6 protein-coding genes and 1 pseudogene are annotated in these 21,035 nt (G+C 59.0%); 3 read left to right on the forward strand and 4 right to left on the reverse strand.

The features are described from left to right. Nucleotides 1-114 precede the first annotated feature (114 nt). From ACA071_RS03250 to ACA071_RS03260, 3 genes and pseudogenes are all read left to right on the forward strand, one after another. Nucleotides 115-7,221 carry a TcdA/TcdB pore-forming domain-containing protein gene (locus tag ACA071_RS03250; RefSeq protein WP_497643105.1) on the forward strand — a complete coding sequence of 2,369 codons (7,107 nt, stop codon included), beginning with the start codon at nucleotides 115-117 and terminating at the stop codon, nucleotides 7,219-7,221. Between the two features lie 207 nt (nucleotides 7,222-7,428). Continuing rightward, nucleotides 7,429-8,787, forward strand: a pseudogene (locus tag ACA071_RS03255) (TcdA/TcdB catalytic glycosyltransferase domain-containing protein); the annotation flags it as partial. A 585-nt stretch (nucleotides 8,788-9,372) separates the two neighbouring features. Next, entirely contained in the window at nucleotides 9,373-14,346 is a 4,974-nt protein-coding gene (locus tag ACA071_RS03260) for a TcdA/TcdB pore-forming domain-containing protein (RefSeq protein ID WP_497645263.1), read from the forward strand. 67 nt (nucleotides 14,347-14,413) lie between these two features. Here the strand turns inward: ACA071_RS03260 and ACA071_RS03265 are convergent, their stop codons facing one another. From ACA071_RS03265 to purH, 4 genes are all read right to left on the reverse strand, one after another. Next, nucleotides 14,414-15,010 carry a MarC family protein gene (locus tag ACA071_RS03265; RefSeq protein ID WP_497643106.1) on the reverse strand — a complete coding sequence of 199 codons (597 nt, stop codon included), beginning with the start codon at nucleotides 15,008-15,010 and terminating at the stop codon, nucleotides 14,414-14,416. A 65-nt stretch (nucleotides 15,011-15,075) separates the two neighbouring features. Then, nucleotides 15,076-17,853 (reverse strand): hybrid sensor histidine kinase/response regulator, encoded by a 2,778-nt coding sequence (locus ACA071_RS03270; protein WP_497643107.1) that lies wholly within the window; start codon nucleotides 17,851-17,853, stop codon nucleotides 15,076-15,078. 99 nt (nucleotides 17,854-17,952) lie between these two features. Further along, entirely contained in the window at nucleotides 17,953-19,248 is a 1,296-nt protein-coding gene (gene purD / locus ACA071_RS03275) for a phosphoribosylamine--glycine ligase (RefSeq protein ID WP_497643108.1), read from the reverse strand. A 146-nt stretch (nucleotides 19,249-19,394) separates the two neighbouring features. After that, entirely contained in the window at nucleotides 19,395-21,002 is a 1,608-nt protein-coding gene (purH, locus tag ACA071_RS03280) for a bifunctional phosphoribosylaminoimidazolecarboxamide formyltransferase/IMP cyclohydrolase (RefSeq protein WP_497643109.1), read from the reverse strand. Nucleotides 21,003-21,035: the final 33 nt, after the last annotated feature.

Genomic DNA, 21,035 nt, shown 5'->3' on the forward strand with positions numbered 1-21,035 from the left:
ATAAATATCACTGCCTGATATTCGCGTTATAAAACGTTTATTGCCGAAATTTTTTTGCCGTGTCTTCGGCGGCCCTTGATTAATATATTTTTGTAAAAACATGGATGTTTGAATATGAGTCAGCAGGACGTTGTTAGCGATAGCGAATATGTCGGGTTCTCCGATCTTTTAAAACGTTCCGAGCTGGAGCAGGTACTGCTGCGTTATAAAGACTCTGACCAGTACGATGCCATTCTCCGGTATTACGAAGGCTGCATTGATGCGCAGGATGACCTGAGCCTGCAGTCGCCGCTGGCCTTGCTGGAAGAGGCGCTGGGTTCACTGGCCCAACCCATTCGTCGACGCCGGGACACGGAAGAACTGCCACTCCCCGGTACCGAGGCGACGGGTATGGTTGCGCTTCATGAAAAGATCAAGGACTACGGCGCCCGTGTCAGTCATGGGGCTGCATTGTTGAAAAGTGCCATACCGCAGGTACCGAAGAAACTGCATTTTGTCTGGCTGGGCGGTGGCGTCGGGGAGATCCAGCGCGATTACATCAATGTCTGGAAGCAGGTCATGACCAAGGATGGCCATAAACTGTTTATGTGGTATGACAGCGATGCCCTGTTGGCTTATGAGACGAATAGAATCATTGTCCAGGCGGCCAAGGCCGATGCCATGGCGGGCGGAGGCGCGGAACTTGCCAATCCCGTCGATCTTGGCCACGTTTACATAGAACACTTGATACCGCTGAAGGAACAACTCTATACCCATCTTCTCAGGGCTCAGGCGCGAGGTGAGAGTGCGGATGAGGCACGTATTAATCTGTTGGTTCGCGGCTATGGGCTAGACGAAACAGCGCTCAGGGCGTTACGTGAGAAACATGTTCGCAGTATGACGGCCCTGGTGAGCACCGGTTTGGTGTTATGCGATTTGCAACGGCTGGAAGCCCCACTTCGCGTGGAGGACATCTATCAGCGGGAAATAAACTTGCGAGGTAACTTTGCCGGCGCTTCCGATGTGGTACGTGCAGAAGTACTGTCTGCCGAAGGCGGTTCGTATTCGGACGTGGATAATCTTCCGCCGCTCACGGAAAAGTTGGGCAGTGTGGACATCAGTGCGTTTAGTGAAGATGCGCGGCTGGGCGTTTTGCAATTATTACTGGATCACAATCCGGAATGGATGCCGGGTCGTCAAAACGCAGCGGGTCGGTATAAAAAGTATTTCGATTCCATTCCACAAGATCAACGTGCTGCGCTGGAAGCTTTCGCCAAAAGCCGACCGGTGTTGAATGATGTGTTTCATGTCCCGGAAAAGCTTCAAGTCCGGCTGGAGGGTTTACGCGCCGTATCAGTGAGGGATACGGTCAACAATTCATTTTTGATGGCGCATTCCGGCTCGGCAATGCTCAACGCGGTTATCGATCGCTTCCTGCTCAATTACGAAGTGGTGAAAACAACGGCACGCAAGGCTGTGGAGCAAAACATCAGCCATTCCGATATGCAGGCAATGGACAAGCTTGCAATGGCAACGGTGGCTGAATACTTCGGGACGTTGAACGAACTGCCCGCGGAAGACGAGATTGCCCTTAGGTGGATGGCCAAGGGAGCTGCCGAGTACTACAACGACGGCATTTACCCCGATAGCCAACTCACCGTCCATTTGACCGGACCTGACGCGATGCTTGCAGGCATCGGCGATTATGAGAAAAGTAATCTGACGCCAAGGACGGCCGGGGAGTTGCGCCAACTCGTTGCTATCAGAGGTAACGGTACGGTCAATCGGCAAACCGAGGAGGAGCAGGACCATTCCTGGAAGGAGCAGGCTCCTTCGGAAGCCCAGTGGCTGATCGACGAGAAAAACCACTGGCGGGAGGGCCGGTTTCAAGCGCGCTACAAAGGTGACTTCACTCAACTGTTAAAACGCCAAACGATTGAGTTCGAATCAGGTTGGCCGCTGATCGAAGGTCGGCATGTGTTGTCGACCACAATCCTCCAGCGTCTGTTGGATCACCTCGGCGAGCCCTTCCTGAAGGCGATGAGTGAGGGCCGCAATGACAGCGTGACGTTCGACAAATTGTTGCCGCTCAGTTTCGACGATCGCCAGGCCATCATCGCCCAGGACCTCCGGGCGTTCGCGCCTGCCGTGGACAGTGACGCCACGACGCAAAGTCTTTCCATCATTGAAGTGCTTGCGCGCCTGGCCGCGCGTACGTTGCGAGTAGAGCAATTGAGCGCCGCCCAACGCTTGCTGCTCGGCCAATTACTGGGGCTCAAGTCGCTGGACAATCGCAGCTTCGATGCGGTGGCTGGCGAGCTCGGTAACCTGGCCACAAAGGTCAGCCATCAAGGCCTCGCGGGTCGTTATGCGCTGATAGAGGAGCAGTTGTTCAAGCACCGTGCGGCTGACTTCATCGGGGGGCTGAATAGCCCGGCCGAAGGCCCGTTGGCTCGCAACGAAACGGCGCTGGCGCTGAAAAAAACCGCCATGGAAAAAACCTTGAGCCTGCGCCAGTGGGGACAGCAGGTAGCCCGGATCCAGCATGTGGCAAAAGCCGAGTTCCGTGATCGCCTGCTTGAGCGATCCGGTGAGCTGCTGGGCAGTTTCAGCGAGGGGGCTGCCAGGTTCGTTCCACAGGACCTGTTGTTCGATGGCTTTGGCGACACCGTCGGCCGTCGGTGTTACCCCTTGGTACTGGCGATGTCCGCCGCCATTACCCAGGGCGAAGCGGCGGTCAATACGTTGCGCGAACGGTTCTATGTGAGCGTGCTTGCGCCTGAAGACAGTGACTCGCGAACCTTCGTGCATGCCATCGAAGCGCTGCACGGTGTGCAAGAGAGCGAGATCGGCGTTCCCCTTGCGCGTTCAAGCCTGCGGCAAGTGGTGGATTTGCTCGAAGCCAGGACCACCACCAGTACCCTGATGCTCAACTCCGACAACCACGCCATGCTGGTGGCCAAGACCTGGGTCGGGGAGCGCAGTACCTATCACTTCTACGATCCGAACCTGGGGATTTTCGAGTTTGAGCAGCCGGAGGGTATGCATAGCGATCTGCGCAAGTTTTTCGAGCAAAAGGGCATGGCCGATTATTACGGTGCTTTTGGCTCGGCCACTCGACCGACCTTCGATCTGGTCGAGCTGCAAGGCGGGCGTGTCGCGCAACTGGCGTTGTCCTCGGGCGTGAAAGTCGCGGATGTGCTGTTGCCTGGTGAGCTGAAAGGCGCCGGTGCTTCGGGCGGGCGACAACGCTTGGCCAGTGCTCGCGGTCATTCGCTGGTGGACAATTCGAGGTTGGGCAAAAGCCTGATGGAGCTTGACCACCATTGGTGGGCGCAGCAAATCAAAGAGGCCACCGGGGCGCTTCTGGTAAAGAACTCATTGGCCGGCGAATTTTCTCCCTTGTTTGAAACACTGGAAATCACCTCCACGGGTGATTATCAGATCAGTCTGATCAAGCCCGAGAAAGCCGGGGTAGCTGAGCAACTGATACGCGTCAGCACCCTCGATCAGCGTTTTTTACGCATCAAGGAACACCTGACCGAGCTGTTCGGTAAGTTGACCGTCCGACGGGTCAATGAACTCGAGCCATTTAGTGCTGGCGCTGTCCACACGCTTAATGCCGGTTTCGCCGTACAAGCCTTGATGAACGCCTTGCGCAGCCAGGAAGGCGACGCGAGAAACCTGTCGCTGGCGGTTCGATTGCATGCCTATGTGAATTACGCGCAGTTGCTCCATGGGATGGTGGTCGACTTCGTGGGCGTTGTGAACCTGGTGCGACAAGGCCTGGCGCAGGAGCGATTGATGGCGCAAACCAGTTCCACCGTGGCGGGCGAAGCGCTGGGGCATGTGGCCACCGAAGGCGTGGCCACCTTGCTGGGGATGGCCAACGTCGGGTTCGATATCTATCAGTTGGATAAGGCGGAGGATGATGTGCAGGTTGCCCGGTTTGGCACCCAGCTAGCTTTTGATGGGGCCAGCACCGTGCTGGGCGCCGCTGCGCTGGGCGCGGGCCTGGCCTCGGCCAGCGCGGTGGCGACGGTTCTGGGCGGTCTCTCCGTGATTGTCGGGGGGCTGGCCGTGGGTATCGCGGCACTGGCCGAGGGCTTTGCCTTGATTGCGCAAAGGGCCAAGCAGGTCGGGCTGTTCTTTGACGAGCTGGATCAGGCTTATCGGGGGGACGCCTTCAGCTGGGACGAGTACAGGAAGGAGTGGCGGCCTCATCCCAAGTTGGTGATCACCCGTCTGGATTTACGCGAAGGTTGCGTGGTGTACGACAGCCAGCGGCTATTCCCATTGCGCGATCACCTCGGAGTGCCGGATTTCGATGTGGATTACGAACGGGCGATTAACATCCGTCAGGGCCTCGGATTACCCGGTTCCTCCGGATTCCTTCCAGCAGACGCCAAGGTCATCGTACTGCCGTGCACGCCTCAAACGTTTTATGGGTACGACTATCAGTTGCTGCCATACGCTACCTGGCGTCATGACAAAGGGTTCGATATCGCCCGTCGCCTGGAGAAAAAGAACTCGAATGGTGACTGGCAATTCCTGTTTACGTTTTATTCGTTTCCTGGCGATTACGTCGTCAAATCGATCAACCCGGCCTACCGGCCAGGTACGGTAACGGTCATCCAGGTCAAACTGGATGACGCACCACGCCTGCTGGTGGTGCAGCAGTTGCCTGGCAGCTGGCACGGCAAGATTGCGTATGAGATCGAGGGGGGTGAAGCGCCTTGTACGCTGCTGCTCAACCCGGGGGTGAACCTGGAGCTCAAGGCATTGGGCATGCGAACCATGCAATGGGTATTGCTGGCAACCTGGGCGACGGAAAGTGACGTGCAGTTCGTGCGCGGCGAGGGTTTGAAAATCGGTGCGGTCAGCATCAAGTACAGCGGCACGGCGGGTGTTGACGTCATGCTGCAGCTCAATGGTAACAATCGGTATCGGGTCGACCACCACCTGCAAAAATTGATTGGCCTGGAGCAGGACGCAGTGCCAGGTCTGGACGCTCAGGCATTGCGCGGGCATTTCATGACGCTGGCCCGTGAGCACCGACTTGAGTTGCCGTACACGCCGGTTCACCAGTTCCTGATTCCGTTCGAAGCCCCGGCGCAACCTCGTCACTGCACCGCTTACTACGATTCGGCAGAAGATCGTTTCCTCTACATCCGCGATGACGATGTGATCGTGCCCGAGGATCCGCAGTTGGGCGCCGTGGTCGATGGCGCTGCGTATTTCTTTCATCCACAGAGTGCCGAGGTGTTGAAAGTCGATACGGTGACCGGCCTGATCAGCCATCGCTATCGCCTGATGCTTAAGGTCGGAGACTCCACCGTCACCCAATGCGAAGCTGTTCCCGGTGGTGGGGTCAGGGTTGTCCAGCACATCACCGAGTCCAGCCAGACCGATGTGCTGGTGTATCTGATCACTGATGAGGGTGTGTTCCTCAGCTCGCTGACACGCCAACTGGATACATCCCTTGAGCAGGTTCTGGGCGAGGGCCCGACGCTGACCGATTGGAGACAGGTCTTTGGCATTTACATCGACTGGCCGAAAGTGGTCTCGCAGGAACGATTCGAGACGTCCGTGTGGCAGTTGGCGTCGTTTGTTTCCATCCATTGGAAACCTGAAGACAACTTTAACGATATGACCTGGGTACGCAGCAGCGATCGCCTGATTATCCGGCCGATGCCAAGTCGTCACCATGCCCGGGGATGGCCGGATTCGGAAGCGGATCTGAACCAACTGAGCCTGCTTGCGCCGGGGGGCAACGAGGGGGAGCTGTTTGTCATTTACACGGGCAAAAGTGATCGTCTGTGCGTGCGCCGACGCTCACTGGTGAAAGGGCAGTTACAGCTGTCGGTCGAATGGCAGACGCTTGAGGGGCTGACGAATGTCATTGCCATGCAGGAAGGCTGTGTTGCGCTGACCAAGGATGGCCTGTTCTTTAACTTCACTGAGCAGGGTCCATTGCAACTGGGGGGGATGACGCAGATCTGGTTCAACGACCGGCCGCAATGGTGGACGCAGTTGCCTGCGCTGGTTGCCGGCGATCCTGGCGCCAGCCTGACCCTGTTGGGGCTGGATAATTTTAGCGGCGAGGCCCGTTTGTGTGCCTGGTACATCGATGGCCGCCTGCTATTGGCGGACGTGGGGCACCGTACGGAAATACGCTTGCTGGGGATCACCCCGGATAACGCAGCAGCCTGGTTGTATGACGTTTCCAGTGGGGTGGTCTATCGCCAGGTTTTTATCGATCCTGGGCGGTTGGAGGCGGCCTTTGGTTCGGGTGCTCGCTTGTTGCAGGTTGATGCACTGCCTGATCACCAGCCGCAATGGAATCCATGGTCCTTCGCCGGGATCAAGCGTGACGGCGCCGGCTTGCGCGCCACGACTGAAGACGGAATAGAGATGGCGCTGAATCATCAGGAGCCGGCATTGATTACCGGTGTTGATCGTCAATGGGTGCGTACGCATGCCGACGCGTTGAGCGATAACCTCAAGGCGTTGGTGGATAGCTACCATCACTGCGCGTCATTGCTGACCGTTGCGCAGCCTGACCGCAAGCAATGGTATGTGAGCGAGACAGGACGGTTGATCGAGACCGCGCCGGGATTAATTAACGAGCCGTTCAGCGTGCTGGGCACTCAACGACAAACCAATGTCCTGCTGCATGAAGAGACCGACGCACTGCTGCACACCTATCCACGTGCCGGCACGGCTGGGCCACTGAATTATGTGCGACGCGAAGGTGACGTACTGACAGTCGAACCCCGGGCGAACCTCGATGACCTCGAGCCGTTGCTGCCTGACGACGTGCGTACCCTGGTGTTGCGCCTCGGGCCGGGTGATGTCACCTGTCGTCTCTCGCAGGCAGCCTGGCTGAGGCTGGACTCGGTCATCGTCGACTGCCGGCCATCCTTGAGCGAGCGGCCGGTGGTTCCTGGCAAGTTGATCTGGGCGCTGGAGAAAGTGGACAAGTTGGTCGCCACCCTTGTGGATGAGCACTTGGTGATTCTCGACCCCGACACGAGCCACAGCCTGATCTTTCGTCAGGTGTTGGCAAATGATGTTGCGTTGCGCGGTGATGTGTATTTGGCGGTGGCCGGTTCGCCGTCCGTTGCGGTCTCGAAACTGGTTAGCGCCCTGGTCGCCAGACCGAGTGCCATGAACGGGGCATTACTCAACGCGTTGCTGGCAACAACCGGGCCAGCAGAAACAACACCCACTCTCGTCTGAGCCTTTCACACCTTGCTTGCACTCACCTGTATTTAACGGGTGAGTGGCTGTGGGTATTTCATATGGATATGAACGTTGAATAACGAAACATTTAAACAAAGTAATGCCTTCGCTTTATCGGTTGAACGCACTGACGTCGATTTGGCGTTGAAAGGCATTCAAGAGGCGGGGAAAACCGAGATCGCTCTGCGTTACTACGAGGGCGCCATGCAGGCATCCAGCCCGACGGAGCAGTTGACGGTGATCAGTTTGCTGAAGCAAGTCCTGGACTCCCTGCCGCCACAGCATTCGTCTGCCGCCCTACAAAAAGTTCGAGGCCAACTGGAGGATTACCACCTTCGTTTGAGCCGAACAGTCGACCTGATCAGCGCGCCAAAACCGGTTCCGAAAAAGTTGCACTTTGCCTGGGTTGGCGGCGGTATCGGCGCCATACAGGGCGACTATATGAGTGTCTGGAAACAGATGCTGGTGCCAGACGGCTACAGCATCAATCTCTGGTATGACGGTGATGCCCTGCTGGCCCACGAAACCAATCGGATTATCGTGGAAACGGCCAAGGCATCGGGCTCCATGGCGGCGCCAGGGGGCGGCAAAGATACTGCAAGTTTGCTGGGCAATCGTTACGTAGAAAGAGCCCGGGTACTGCGAGAACAGATGTTCGATCATGTCCAGGCGACCCTCAAGGTCGGCGGGAGTGCCGATCAGGCTCGCACCGACCTTTTGGTACGCGCTTATGGCCAGGATGAAAGCGTGCTCAAGGCACTCAAGACGCGCAACCTTCAATCGCTGGAGCGGTTGCAGAACCAAGGTATTCAACTCAGGGAAATACGCAGCCAGCTCGCTGATCAGCCATTGTTCGATATTTATGAACGGGAAATTTCCTTTCGGGCAAACCTGGCTGCGGCGTCCGATATCACGTGATTACAGGTTGTGAATATCGAAGCAGGGACCTACCTCGATGCCGATTTGCTGCCGTCACTGCACCCCACCTTAGGTACTGTCGACCTCACCGGTTTCCAGGCTGAACAGCGCATGGGTGTGATGCAAATCCTGCTGGATCACAACCCACAGATCCTTCCGTCCCGAGGTCGGCAGTATGCCGATTTTCGCGGCCAGGTTCCGGAGCAGCATCGCGATGCGCTGGTTGCCTTTGCTAAAACAGTGTCCTCATTGAGTGACATTTTTGCGCCGTTCGGTGACGTGAGCGTTTCGAGTGACGGCCTGCGAGTGGGGAACAAAAACAACCCTGGCTGGGGGGCGAATCGGCACGACCAGCCCTTCAACGGCCTGTCCAATGCCATGTTCAGCGCACATGCCGGCTCTTTGCAGTTGAAGGTACTGATGGAAAAGATCCGTCAGAACTATGTGTTTCTGGATCGGATAACAGCGCTGGCGCGTCAGGAAAATATCGTGTTCGAGGATCGCAAGGCGTTCCCTGATCTGATCATTCGGGAGTTGGAAACACAGTACGGTCCGATCTCCGAATGGAAAGAGAACCTGCAAAGCCTCGACAGGTTCAGCCAGGCCATCACGGACTACCATGCCGATGGCATTCGCTTCGGCGTGCAGTCTGCAATTGTCATGACGGGCCCCACCGCGGTATCGAGCGGGTTGAGCGAGTTTGTCAATGAACATGCGATTCCCCAGCTGGCTCAAATGCTCAGCGATCAGGTCAATCTGTTCGACGGCTTTAACCTCGCCACCGAAGAAGAAACCCATCACAGCTGGAAAGACAATGCCAAGACAGAGTCTGCCTGGTTCGAACTTGAAACCCAAAAGGGCCGCGACGGTGCCTACAAGGATCATTACAAAGGCAACATGAGCGAATTGCTCAAAGGCCAGACCCTGACGTTTGATAAAGGCTGGCCCGTTATCGAAGGCCGGGCGGTGTTGAGCACCGCTATTTTACAAAGCCTGGCTGACCGTTTGGGCACGCCCTTCATTCGGGCGATGAATGAGCGACTCAGTGGTGATTTGACCTTCGACAAACCCTGGGCCGTGAGCTTCGCCGAGCGTCAGCAAATCCTCGCGCAAGGCTCCAGCGATCTGCCAGCTTCCATTGGTTTTGAACCGATCGGCAACCTGAACGAGATGTTCAGCCGTATCGCCCACGGCACGCTGCCGCTCGACCAATTGAGCCCGGTGCACCGGATGTTACTGGGCGGTCTGTTCGGGGCCGAGACCCTCGATCGCGCGGGCTTCGAAGGCACCTGGCAGAAAACCCGCGATTTGGCAAAGATCACTGCCGACCGCGGACTCTCCCAGCGCTACATCGCGATCGAACAAGCCTTGCTCGGACAGAAAAACCCGCTCTTCGCCGCCGGTTTTGCCGCCGGTGAAGCGGCTTTTACGCCCTCGACGCAAAACGCCCAGGCCCTTAAGGCGCTGACGCTTAGCGAACCGCTGACGTTGCGTCAGTGGGGCGAGCAGGTTGCGCGCATCAAGTTGCAGGCCGACCACGAACTGCGCAGCAACATCTTCAACCGCAGTGCCACGGTGCTGGAACACTTCATCGCGGCGGGGGCCTCCACTGCCAAGCTCATGCCGCAAGGCTTGCTGATTCGCGGTGAAGGTGATCCGGGCAGGCACTGTTTTCCGTTGGTGCTGGCCATGGCCGCGGCTATGGATAAAGGCTCTTCAGCCGTTGATGCGCTGAGTGGCCGGCTGGCCAATGCCAACCTCGAACCGCTGGCCAGCGAAACTCACGCATTGCTGCGCACCCTGGCTGAGCTGCGCAGTGTGCCGTTGGCTGAGTCCGGCACGGTGCTGGGCGCGTCCCGCCTGGATCAGGCGCTGCGCACGCTGGAAGGCAAAACCTCCACCAGCACGTTGATGCTCAATAGCGAAAGTCATTCGATGCTCTTGGCCAAAGTGGTGAACGGCGAGTCGAGCTCGTATCGTTTCTATGACCCTAACTTCGGTGTCTTCGGGTTTGAACAGGCACAGGGGCTGCAGCGTGGTCTTGAGCAGTTCTTCAGCGACCCGCAATTGACCCGGCTCTACGACATCCCGGCATCGATTGATGCCACGTTTAATGTCATCGAACTCAATGGCCAGCGAATCGCCGACAAAGCGTTACCGTCGAAGATCAGCGTCGCCGGTTTGCTCGCTCATGAACCGGTGAGTGCTGGTGTCAAGGTGGCGGCCTGGGACCACCACGCGGCATTGCGTATCCGTTCGTTGTCAGAAAATGCACGTCTGGGACGCGGCTTGGCGGAGCTGGACGCGCGTCATTGGGCAAAACAGATCGATAGCAGCGCGGTTCGCCTGCAGACAGAAAACCAACTGGGGCGCGAGTTTGTCCCGGTGTTCGAAACCCTGCGCGAAATGGCGGGCGGCAGCGTTGAAATCAGTCTGGTCCACGCCAGGGACGCCACGCGCACGGTACGAGTGTCGAGCACCGACCGTGCCCTGTCGCGAATCAAATCGTTCCTGACAGAGACCTTCCAGACGTTATCGGTCAAGCCATCCATACCGGGTGTGGTGGATCCGACGAACTTCAGTGCGGTGCATTCCATCAATGCGGCTTACACGGTGCAAGCGTTGCTGGCGGCACTCAAAACCATTGAGCAGACCGGCGACATCAATCACGACCGGGGCCTGACCACCGCCGTGCGGATGCATGGCTATCTCGCCTATGCGCAGCTGGCACATGGGAATCTGGTGGATGTGGTGGAGCTGGTCAAACTGTTCAATGTGGCGCTCAAAGATGCGCCCCTGGTGGCCAGGACCACCTCGTCGGTGCTGGGCAATGCCCTCGGGCATATCGCCAGGGATGGCGTGGCCACTGTGTTGCAACTGGCGACGGTCGGCTTCGACATCTACCTGTTGGCCAATGCCAGGAATGATCTGCAACAGGCGCAATACGGCACGCAACTGGCGTTTGACGCAGCAGGGCTGGCGTTGTCAGTGGCCGGTATCGGCGCAGGCTTGGCCGGGGCCGGCACAGCTGCTGCGTTCCTTGGCGGCGCCGGGGTCATCCTCGGTGGCCTGGCCGTCGGTGTGGGCGCATTGGTCGAGGGTTTCAACGGCACCCTGGAACGTGGTCGGCGAATCGGGCTGTACCTGAACCGGGTTGACAGGGCTTATCGAACGGGTGGTCACTCGATCAAGGATGGGGTGTTCTTCCCGAACCCCTACGCGAGCGTCCGTGAGATCGATTTACGTAAAAAACGCCTGACATTCGATAGCCAGGAAATTCTCTCGGTGAAGCCCGATTGGCTGTCCACCCCGGAGCAAAATCCCGATCGCACAAAAGCCATCAATATTCGTCAACACCTTGGCTTGCCGGAGCACGGCACGATTGCTGACCTGTCGACCTTTCAGACCATCGTCCTGCCTTGCGTGGCCAAGACTTACTTTGGTTTCGATTACTCCGCATTGCCGTTCTCGACCACCCGATCCGAGCATTTTGAAACCGCGTTGAAGCTCGAATACGACGCCGCAGGCAAGCGCCAGTTCTGGTTCACGTTTTACTCTTTCCCCAGTGAGTTCATCCTGCACAACCTTTACCCGGTGGAGGCCGAGACGACGATCAATGTCTTGCTGGATGACGGATCGCGTTCGCTGCTGGTACCGGAACTGGGCAAAGCCCTGCACGGCAAATTAACGTACACCATCGAAGGCGAGGGTGGTCATTGCGCACTGACCCTGACGCCCGGCATCCGCGCGGTTAGCCTGTCCAACGCCAAGAAAGCCCGGCCGATGGGCTGGACGTTGCGTGCACCGTGGCTGAGTGAAGAAGCAATCGTTGTGCAGGCGGGGCGATTGATCGTCGGCGATATCGACATCGAAGTGGCGGATAGCCCTGAAGTGCTGATCCAGACTTCGGAAAAATCATTGCGGGTGGACTGGGCGAAACACCGACTGTTGTTCGAAGAGTTGGCGTGGGCGCCAGACGCTGACACTGCGACTATCCAGACGCAGGTCAGGGCCTTGGCGAGCGCCAAACGTCTGGCAAGCCCTTTGACTGCGGTGCAAAACTTCCTTGTGCCTTACGGCGATCCGCGGCAGCCACAACGTACGACCGCGTATTACGAGCAGGATCACGACCGATTCATTTACGCTCGTGACTTGCCGCCAGCGCTCGCTGCCCAAGTGCGTTTGGGGGCGGTCATTGGCCGGCAAGCCTATTTCTATGCGCCTCAGGACGCGATCATCTGGCGGGTCGACGTCGTCACGGGACAGATCAATCGCTTTTATCGTCTGATGGACCCTGTTCCCGGTTCGAGCATCGCGGTATTCCAGCACCTCGGGCAGGGGGCGATTCGTGTTGTACAGCAGGTGACTCAACGCACCGGGCGGGAAGTCGAGATGACTTATCTGCTGGGCGACAACGAGGTGTTGCTCCTGGCGATTGCCGGGCACTTCACGGATCGGCAGCAAAGCCTGATGCTCAAAGACACTTTGGGGGCCTGGTCGAACTTTTTCTGGGACTACGAGTTACTGGTCAAACGCTCGAAACTTGAGCCCCTGACCCATGTGCCGGTCGTGGATTATCAACCTGCTGCTTTTACTGCTATCACCCGTTTGACCGCAGGCAAGAAGGACCCGATCAGTACCTGGGTACGCGCCAGCGATGGCTTGCTGATTCGCCCGAACGGTTTGCCAGCCGAAGGACCTGGTGGGCCGGTGAGTCCGTTATTGCTGACACCGGCGACCAGCGCGGGTGAGTTCTTTGTGTTCTATGACAAGCCAAATCGCACCCTCTATCGGCAAAAAATCAGCTTGGGCCTCACCGGCGAGCGCGCCGGGGCCGAAACCATTGAACTGGCGAATGTGGTGGAGGTTATCGCCAGCGAGGGGCGCTACGTTGCTGTGACCCGGGACGGTCGGTATTTCGATATCAATGACCAAGGGGGCGTGCAACTGGCCGGGTTGACTCAAGACTGGCTGGAGAACGCCAGGGGACCCCTGGGCACGGGGTTTCAATTGTGGACGGAAGTCGAAGCGGTTGCGCAGGCGCATCAGGCGTCGAACTTTACGTTGCTGGGCTTGGCTACCACGGCCCAGGATCGGATGCTGTGCGCCTGGTACATCGGAGGGCGGTTGCTGTTCGCCGATATGGGGGCCGGCAAAGTTGTGCGTCTGTTGGCGCTGACGCCAGACAAACAGGGCGCGTGGTTGCTGGATGTGTCGGCTGGTCAGATCTACCGCCAGGCGTTTATTGCACCCGCCAGTCTGTCCAGTGCCTTTGGCAATGACGTGCAACTGCTTCGTCCAGATCTGTTGCCGGCGCCGCGCAAGGAATGGTCCGAGTGGTCGTTTGTTCAGGTGCGGGCCCATGAAGCTGGATTGGTCGGGCGCACGGCGCAAGGCCTGGAAATCGAAATGCTCATGGGTGAACCGGCCCGTGTCGTCGGCGTGACCGGGCAATGGCTCGAAAAACAGGGAAGTACTCACCCTTACTCCGAGCAGGCCAGGCTGGCGCTGAAGGCGTTGACCGGCAAGCATCCCCATGCGCCGTTCATCCAGGTGGGCGCTCATCGTGGATACCACTGGTATGTCAGCGATATCGATCGTGTGCTGGGTGAAACGAACACCCAATTGGAAACACGCATGCTTGGCGTGGGCAAGGCAACGTCAGCCTTACTCCATGAAATCCCCACGCGCCGGACCTACAGTACCTCCATGGATGTCTGGCTGGAAAACAGTGTGGCGCAACGTGAAGGTGAAGTATTGAGCCTGCAGTGGCAAGGCGCGCTTGATGACCTGATGCCGTTGATCCCTGACGGTGTGTCTCAGTTGATCCTGAACCCTGGATCGGGGGCAAGTCACAGTCGTGTATCGAATGCGGTCTGGCAACGTCTGGAGTGCATCGTGTTTTCGGGGAGCGATGAGACGCCGCGATCCGGCACCTTGACTCTGCAGACCGGCGCGCAGGATGACTGGCGGGTTGATCGGGTTGAGGGGCACATGCTGTTGACTGACCCTGGCAACGGCCATTGCCTGATATTGCGCGATGCTCACACCGGCGATGAGGCGGCGCGCGGCGATTTAACGCTGAACCTTCAGGTTCTTGGTGGTACTCGACGCGTGAGTCTTGATCGGTTGCGAAAGGTATTGGATTCAGCGAGCACAGGCCATCGGCTTGCAGCGCTGGTGTTGAAAATGAACGAGTTGTAAGGCAGTCGCCGATCTAGAAACAACAGGGCCGCAGGTTTTCCAATCTGCGGCCCTGTGCATTCCGGTGTCAGGGCACCAGATAGCCCTTGACCCCGGTAAAGATGATTTGCGCCGCCAGGGCACACACGAATAACCCCATCAACCGGCTGACAATCTGCAACCCTTGATCACCCAGGATCCGCTCAATGCGGTTGGACAGATAAAGCACCACACCCACCGTGAAACTGGCCAGGGCAATGCTGAGAATCGCCGTGAGCTTGTCGTCCCAATGCGGCTGGCTCACGCCCATCACCAGTAGCGCACCAATGGTGCCGGGACCGACTGTCAGGGGAATGGTCAGCGGTACGATGGTCACGTCCTGCTGCACGTTGTCGGTCTGCACCGCGGATTTGCCTTGGGCCATGCCCAGGGCCGAGATAAACAGCACGCTGCCGGCGCCGATGCGGAACGCATCCACCGTGATCCCGAACACGCTGAAAATCAACCGCCCGAACAGGTACAGCAGAACACTGGAAACCAGCGTTGCGACGGCCACTTTCCAGGCCAGGCGACGTTGTTCCTTGCGCGAGTAGCCACGGGTCAGGCTGATGAAGCAGGACAACACGAAGAATGGGCTGTAAAGCACCAGCATCTTCAGGTAAACGCTGAACAACACGTGGAGCATGGGTGCTAGCTCACTGGCGAGGGAAGTCGAGGCGGAGTCTATCAGGCGCTGCGATGCCTGTCGGCTCAGGACGTTTGCGTCGTGACCCGGTTCTGCTGATCACGCTGGGCCACCCAGTGTTCGATCAACTCACGCAACTGCGACAGCTCCACCGGTTTGGCCATGTGCCCGTCCATGCCGGCCTGCCGCGCGCGTTCTTTATGCTCGGCGAGGATATGTGCGGTCAGTGCCACCACCGGCGTGCGAATCCGCTGGTTGCCAACTTCCCACGCGCGCAATTGCTGGGTGGCGGAGAAACCGTCGAGGATCGGCATTTCGCAGTCCATCAGCACCAGGTCGTAGCGTTGGGCTTTCATCGCCTGCAAAGCCTCTTCGCCGTTACTGGCAGTGTCCGGTTGCAGGTTGAGCTTGCCCAGCATGCCACGGATGACCTTGGTCGAGATGCTGTTGTCTTCGGCCACCAGAATCCGGAAATCGCTCGGCACCTTGACCGGCAGGGTGGGGCCGGCGGGCAGGTGATGCGACACGGCGAGACCTTTGTTGCGCTGGTTCAACTCGTCCGCCAAGGTGGTCTTGAGGGTGTAGCCGGCCACCGGTTTGGCGAGGATGCGCTTGATCCCGGAGTTACGGGCGATGATCTTGCTCGGCGCATTACTGATGCCGGTGAGCATGATCAGCAGGATGTCGTGGTTCAGGCTCGGGTCTTCCTTGATCTTGGCTGCCAGTTGCATGCCGGTCATGCCGGGCATGTTCTGGTCCAGCAGGACCACGTCGAAGTAGTCGCGCAAGTGGGCTTTGGTGCGCAGCAGCGCCAGGGCCTCTTTGCCGGAGGGTACGGCGCTGACGTTCAGGCCCCAGGCGCTGCACTGCTGCACCAGCACTTTGCGGCAAGTGTCGTTGTCGTCCACCACCAGCACGCGTGCGCCTTGCAATGGGCTGTCGAGGTCGGAGGTCGGGTGTTCGAGGCGATCCGGGTCCAGCGGCAAGGTCAGCCACAAGGTGCTGCCCTGGTTGGCGCCGCTCTTGATCCCGAATTCCCCTTGCATCAGGCGAATCAGCTGACGGGCGATCACTAGCCCCAGGTTGCCGCCCAGACGGGTGGCCGAAAGGAAATGCTTGCTGTGCAGTTCGGCGTGCATCAGCGCATCGCGCTCTTCGGCTTCCATCGGTACGCCGCTGTCCTGCACGGCGATGCGCAGGCGTGGTTTAGCGCTGCGTTCGTCGAGGGCGACGACAATCAGGATCTCGCCTTCGTCGGTTTTTTTCAGGGCGTTTTCCAGCAGGCTCAGCAGGGTCTGGCGCAGACGCGTCGGGTCGCCGCTGATGACGCGTGGTACTTGCGGCTGGATAAAGCTGATCAGCTCGACATTCTGCTGTTCGGCCTTGGCGCGGAAGATACTCAGGCAATCTTCGATCAGGGCATTGAGGTCGAATTGCACGTCGTCCAGTTCGATCTGCCCAGACTCGAGTTTGGAGATGTCGAGAATCTCGTTGATCAGGGTCAGCAGTTCGTTGCCGGCGCTGTGGATGGTTTGCACGTAATCGCGTTGCTTGACCGACAACGGCGTGCCCAGCAGCAGTTCGGTCATGCCCAACACGCCATTCATCGGCGTGCGGATTTCGTGGCTGATCTTGGCCAGGAATTCAGCCTTGGCGTTGATCTCGGCGTTGCTGGCAGCCAGGTCGCGGCTGACGCTGAAGCGGTCTTCGGTGATGCTGCGCTGGCGTTCGCCCAGGGCGATGCTCATCAACAAACCGCTGATGCAGATGAACGCCAACAAGGTGATGATCAGGCCTTGCGGCGCCACCAGGGTCAACCCCAGCAGCGCGGGCAGGATAATCAGCGCGCCGATGTTGAACACCACCATGGCTGCCACGAACAGGCGGGCCGGACGATAGCCTTTTTGCCAGTGGAAGGCGCTGACGAACAACATGCTCAGGCCCGCGAGCGCGACCAGGGCATAGGTGATGATGTTCAGCGGCAGGGTGTTGACGAATAACAGCAGCAACCCGCTGACCACCGTGAACAGGATAGCCCCGAGCAGTAGCTTGTTCAGCGGGTGCGGACCCAGTGGCGCAAAAAAGCGATAGGCGAACATCAGGCCGCATGGCGCGGTCAGCAGCAAGGCGAGATAGGCGCCGGGGGTCTGGATCGCGTGCCAGTTCGGCAGCCACGGCCCGGCCAGGTTCAGCAACAGGATCAGGCTGAGCATCAGCAGGCATTCGCAGGCAGCCAGCCAGAGGCTGCTGCGCGAGCGGGTGTAGGCGTAACGAACGACGTTGTGCAGGATCAGCATGGCGATGCAGCCGAACAGCAGGCCGTAGATCAGCGTGAGGTTCTGATTGGCCGCGGTCATCACCGCCGATTGCAGGGTGATGTAGGGCCGCAGCTGGTGTTCGGAAACCAGTCGCAGGTAGACGTCGAGGGTTTTGTCGCTTTGCGGCAGCGGCAACATGAAGTCGCTGCTTGGCAATGGCCGATCGGCCTGGGGCTGTTGGGTGCCGGTGTTCAGTTGCTCGACCAGCTTGTCACCGTCCAGCACATACAGATTGAGGTGCGACAAGTCGGGTGCGAACACGCGCAGCAATTGTTCGTGCTTGCCGGGTGCCAGTCTGAAACGCAGCCATAACGCACCGTCGGGCTCGGCCGCAGTGAGGCGGTCGAGTTCGATGGGGCTGAATTGATTGGAGAAACGAGCGGAACGGATGTCGCTCAGCGCCAGGTCGCCCTGTTCGTCGAGCAATACCGACCAGCCACTGCCTTGCGCGGCCTGGGCCGGGAGCATGCAGAGCAAGGTCAACAGAGTGACGGTAAGACCTATGGCAATCCTGAGCCAGCGCACGGCGAAATCCCTTCGTAGGTTGATGCCAGAATATAACTATGCGCGGCGCTGGAATAGTCCGGCAAGGGCCTCAAGCCCTTGCCTGGCCGAATGGCTGGCCTATTCCTGATTTTCGCCACGCTCGCGGGCAATGGCGCGGTAGCCGATGTCCTTGCGATAGAAGCTGCCTTCCCAGTCGATTTTCGCCGCCAGCTTGTAAGCCTGCTGCTGGGCAGCGTCAACACTGGCGCCCATCGCCGTGGCGCACAGCACCCGACCACCGGCCGTCACTACCTGACCGTCCTTGAGCGCAGTGCCGGCATGGAAGACTTTGCCTTCCAGTGCCGCCGCTGCTTCCAGACCGTTGATCGCCACGCCTTTAGCGTAGTCGCCAGGATAGCCGCCTGCCGCCAATACAATGCCAACGCTTGGACGTGGATCCCATTGTGCTTCGACCTTGTCCAGGGCTTGCGCCAGGGCTGCTTCGACCAACAACACCAGGCTCGATTGCAAGCGCAGCATCACCGGTTGGGTCTCTGGGTCGCCGAAACGGCAGTTGAACTCGATGACTTTTGGGTTACCAGCTTTATCGATCATCAGACCGGCGTAGAGGAAACCGGTGTAGACATTGCCTTCATCGGCCATGCCGCGCACGGTTGGCCAGATCACCAGGTCCATGACGCGCTTGTGTACTTCAGCGGTCACGACCGGGGCAGGGGAGTAAGCACCCATGCCGCCGGTGTTCGGACCGGTGTCGCCGTCGCCGACGCGTTTGTGGTCCTGGCTGGTGGCCATCGGCAGCACGTTCTTGCCGTCGACCATGACGATGAAGCTGGCTTCTTCGCCGTCGAGGAACTCTTCGATCACCACGCGGGAGCCGGCGTCGCCGAAAGCGTTGCCAGCGAGCATGTCGCGCACGGCGTCTTCGGCTTCAGCCAACGTCATCGCCACGATCACGCCTTTGCCGGCGGCCAGGCCGTCGGCTTTGATCACGATCGGTGCGCCTTTCTCACGCAGATAAGCCAGGGCCGGCTCGATCTCGGTGAAGTTCTGGTAGTCGGCGGTCGGGATCTTGTGGCGAGCCAGGAAATCTTTGGTGAACGCTTTCGAACCTTCGAGCTGGGCAGCGCCTGCGGTCGGGCCGAAGCAATCCAGGCCTCGGGAGCGGAACAGATCGACAACGCCCGCGACCAGTGGCACTTCCGGGCCAACGATGGTCAGGGAAACGTTCTTTTCGGCAAAATCGGCCAGTTGCTCAAGGGCCAGCACGTCGATAGCGACGTTCTCGCACTTGGCTTCGATGGCGGTTCCGGCGTTGCCCGGGGCAACGAAAACCTTCTGCACGCGCGGATCCTGAGCCACTTTCCAGGCCAGGGCGTGTTCACGGCCACCGCTGCCAATGATCAAAACATTCATTTCAAAAACCTCGGATGACGCTAATTCTGTGGGGGCTGATCGTTCCCACGCTCTGCGTGGGAATGCCTCAATGGACGCTCTGCGTCCGCTCTTGGGACGCAGAGCGTCCCGGGCTGCATTCCCACGCAGAGCGTGGGAACGATCAATCAGTGACGGAAGTGGCGCATGCCGGTAAAAACCATGGCAATGCCAGCCTCGTCGGCCGCTGCAATCACTTCGTTATCACGCATCGAGCCGCCTGGCTGGATCACCGCAGTGATGCCGACCTTGGCTGCGTTGTCCAAGCCGTCGCGGAACGGGAAGAACGCGTCAGAGGCCATCACCGAGCCTGCTACCTGCAAACCGGCGTGTTCAGCCTTGATCGCGGCGATACGGGCGGAGTTTACGCGGCTCATCTGACCCGCGCCGACACCGATGGTCTGGCGGTTCTTGGCGTAGACGATGGCGTTGGATTTAACGTATTTGGCGACTTTCCAGGCGAAGATCAGGTCGTTGATTTCCTGTTCGGTCGGGGCACGCTTGGTCACGACTTTCAGGTCTTCGCTGCCGATCATGCCGACGTCGCGGCTCTGTACCAGCAAACCGCCGTTGACGCGCTTGTAGTCCCAGGCAGCAGCGCGGTCAGCCGACCACTCGCCGCAGGCCAGCAGGCGCACGTTGGCTTTCGCGGCCACGATGGCGCGGGCTTCTGCGCTGACGGATGGGGCAATGATCACTTCGACGAACTGACGCTCGACGATCGCCTTGGCGGTTTCAGCATCCAGCTCGCGGTTGAAGGCGATGATGCCGCCGAATGCCGACTCGGTGTCGGTGGCGTAGGCCAGTTCGTAGGCCTGGCGGATACCGCCTTCAGCGTCCGGGCTCACGGCCACGCCGCACGGGTTGGCGTGCTTGACGATCACGCAGGCTGGCTTGACGAAGCTTTTCACGCATTCCAGCGCGGCGTCGGTGTCGGCCACGTTGTTGTAAGACAGTTCTTTGCCTTGCAGTTGGGTCGCGGTGGCGATGCCGACTTCGGCAGGCTTGGCTTCCACGTAGAACGCCGCGCTCTGGTGCGGGTTCTCGCCGTAGCGCATTTCCTGAGCCTTGACGAACTGGCTGTTGAAGGTGCGCGGGAACTCGCTGCGACCTTCGGTGCTGAGAGTCTCAGCAGCCTGATTCACGGTGCCCATGTAGTTGGCGATCATGCCGTCGTAGGCAGCGGTATGTTCGAAGGCCTTGAGCATCAGGTCGAAACGCTGTGCGTAGGTCAGGCCGCCGGCCTTGAGGCCGTCCAGTACGCTGGCGTAGTCGCTGGCGTTCACCACGATGGCCACGTCTTTGTGGTTTTTGGCTGCCGAACGAACCATGGTCGGGCCGCCAATGTCGATGTTCTCGATGGCGGTCGGCAGGTCGCAGCCTGGCTTGTTGATGGTGGCTTCGAACGGGTACAGGTTGACCGCCACCAGGTCGATCGGCTTGATGCCGTGCTCGTTCATGATCGCGTCGTCGATACCGCGACGACCGAGGATCCCGCCGTGGATTTTCGGGTGCAGGGTCTTGACCCGACCGTCCATCATTTCCGCGAAACCGGTGTAGTCCGCGACTTCCACTGCGGCAACACCGTTGTCGCGCAGCAGCTTGAACGTTCCGCCGGTGGAGAGGATCTCGACGCCCAGAGCTTCAAGCTCCTTGGCGAATTCGAGGATCCCGGTCTTGTCGGAGACGCTGATCAAGGCGCGGCGGATCGGCAGGCGGGTAGTCTGGTCGGTCATTTCAATTTCCATCAAAAGCAAAGGAGTCAGCAA

It is taken from the genome of Pseudomonas sp. LBUM1646 (genome assembly GCF_059716165.1).

Coding starts and splice junctions, on each gene's coding strand:
- purH (WP_497643109.1), bottom strand. CDS start 21,002: ATGACCGACCAGACTACCCGCCTGCCGATCCGCCGCGCCTTGATCAGC.
- purD (WP_497643108.1), bottom strand. CDS start 19,248: ATGAATGTTTTGATCATTGGCAGCGGTGGCCGTGAACACGCCCTGGCC.
- ACA071_RS03260 (WP_497645263.1), top strand. CDS start 9,373: ATGTTACTGGGCGGTCTGTTCGGGGCCGAGACCCTCGATCGCGCGGGC.
- ACA071_RS03250 (WP_497643105.1), top strand. CDS start 115: ATGAGTCAGCAGGACGTTGTTAGCGATAGCGAATATGTCGGGTTCTCC.
- ACA071_RS03265 (WP_497643106.1), bottom strand. CDS start 15,010: ATGCTCCACGTGTTGTTCAGCGTTTACCTGAAGATGCTGGTGCTTTAC.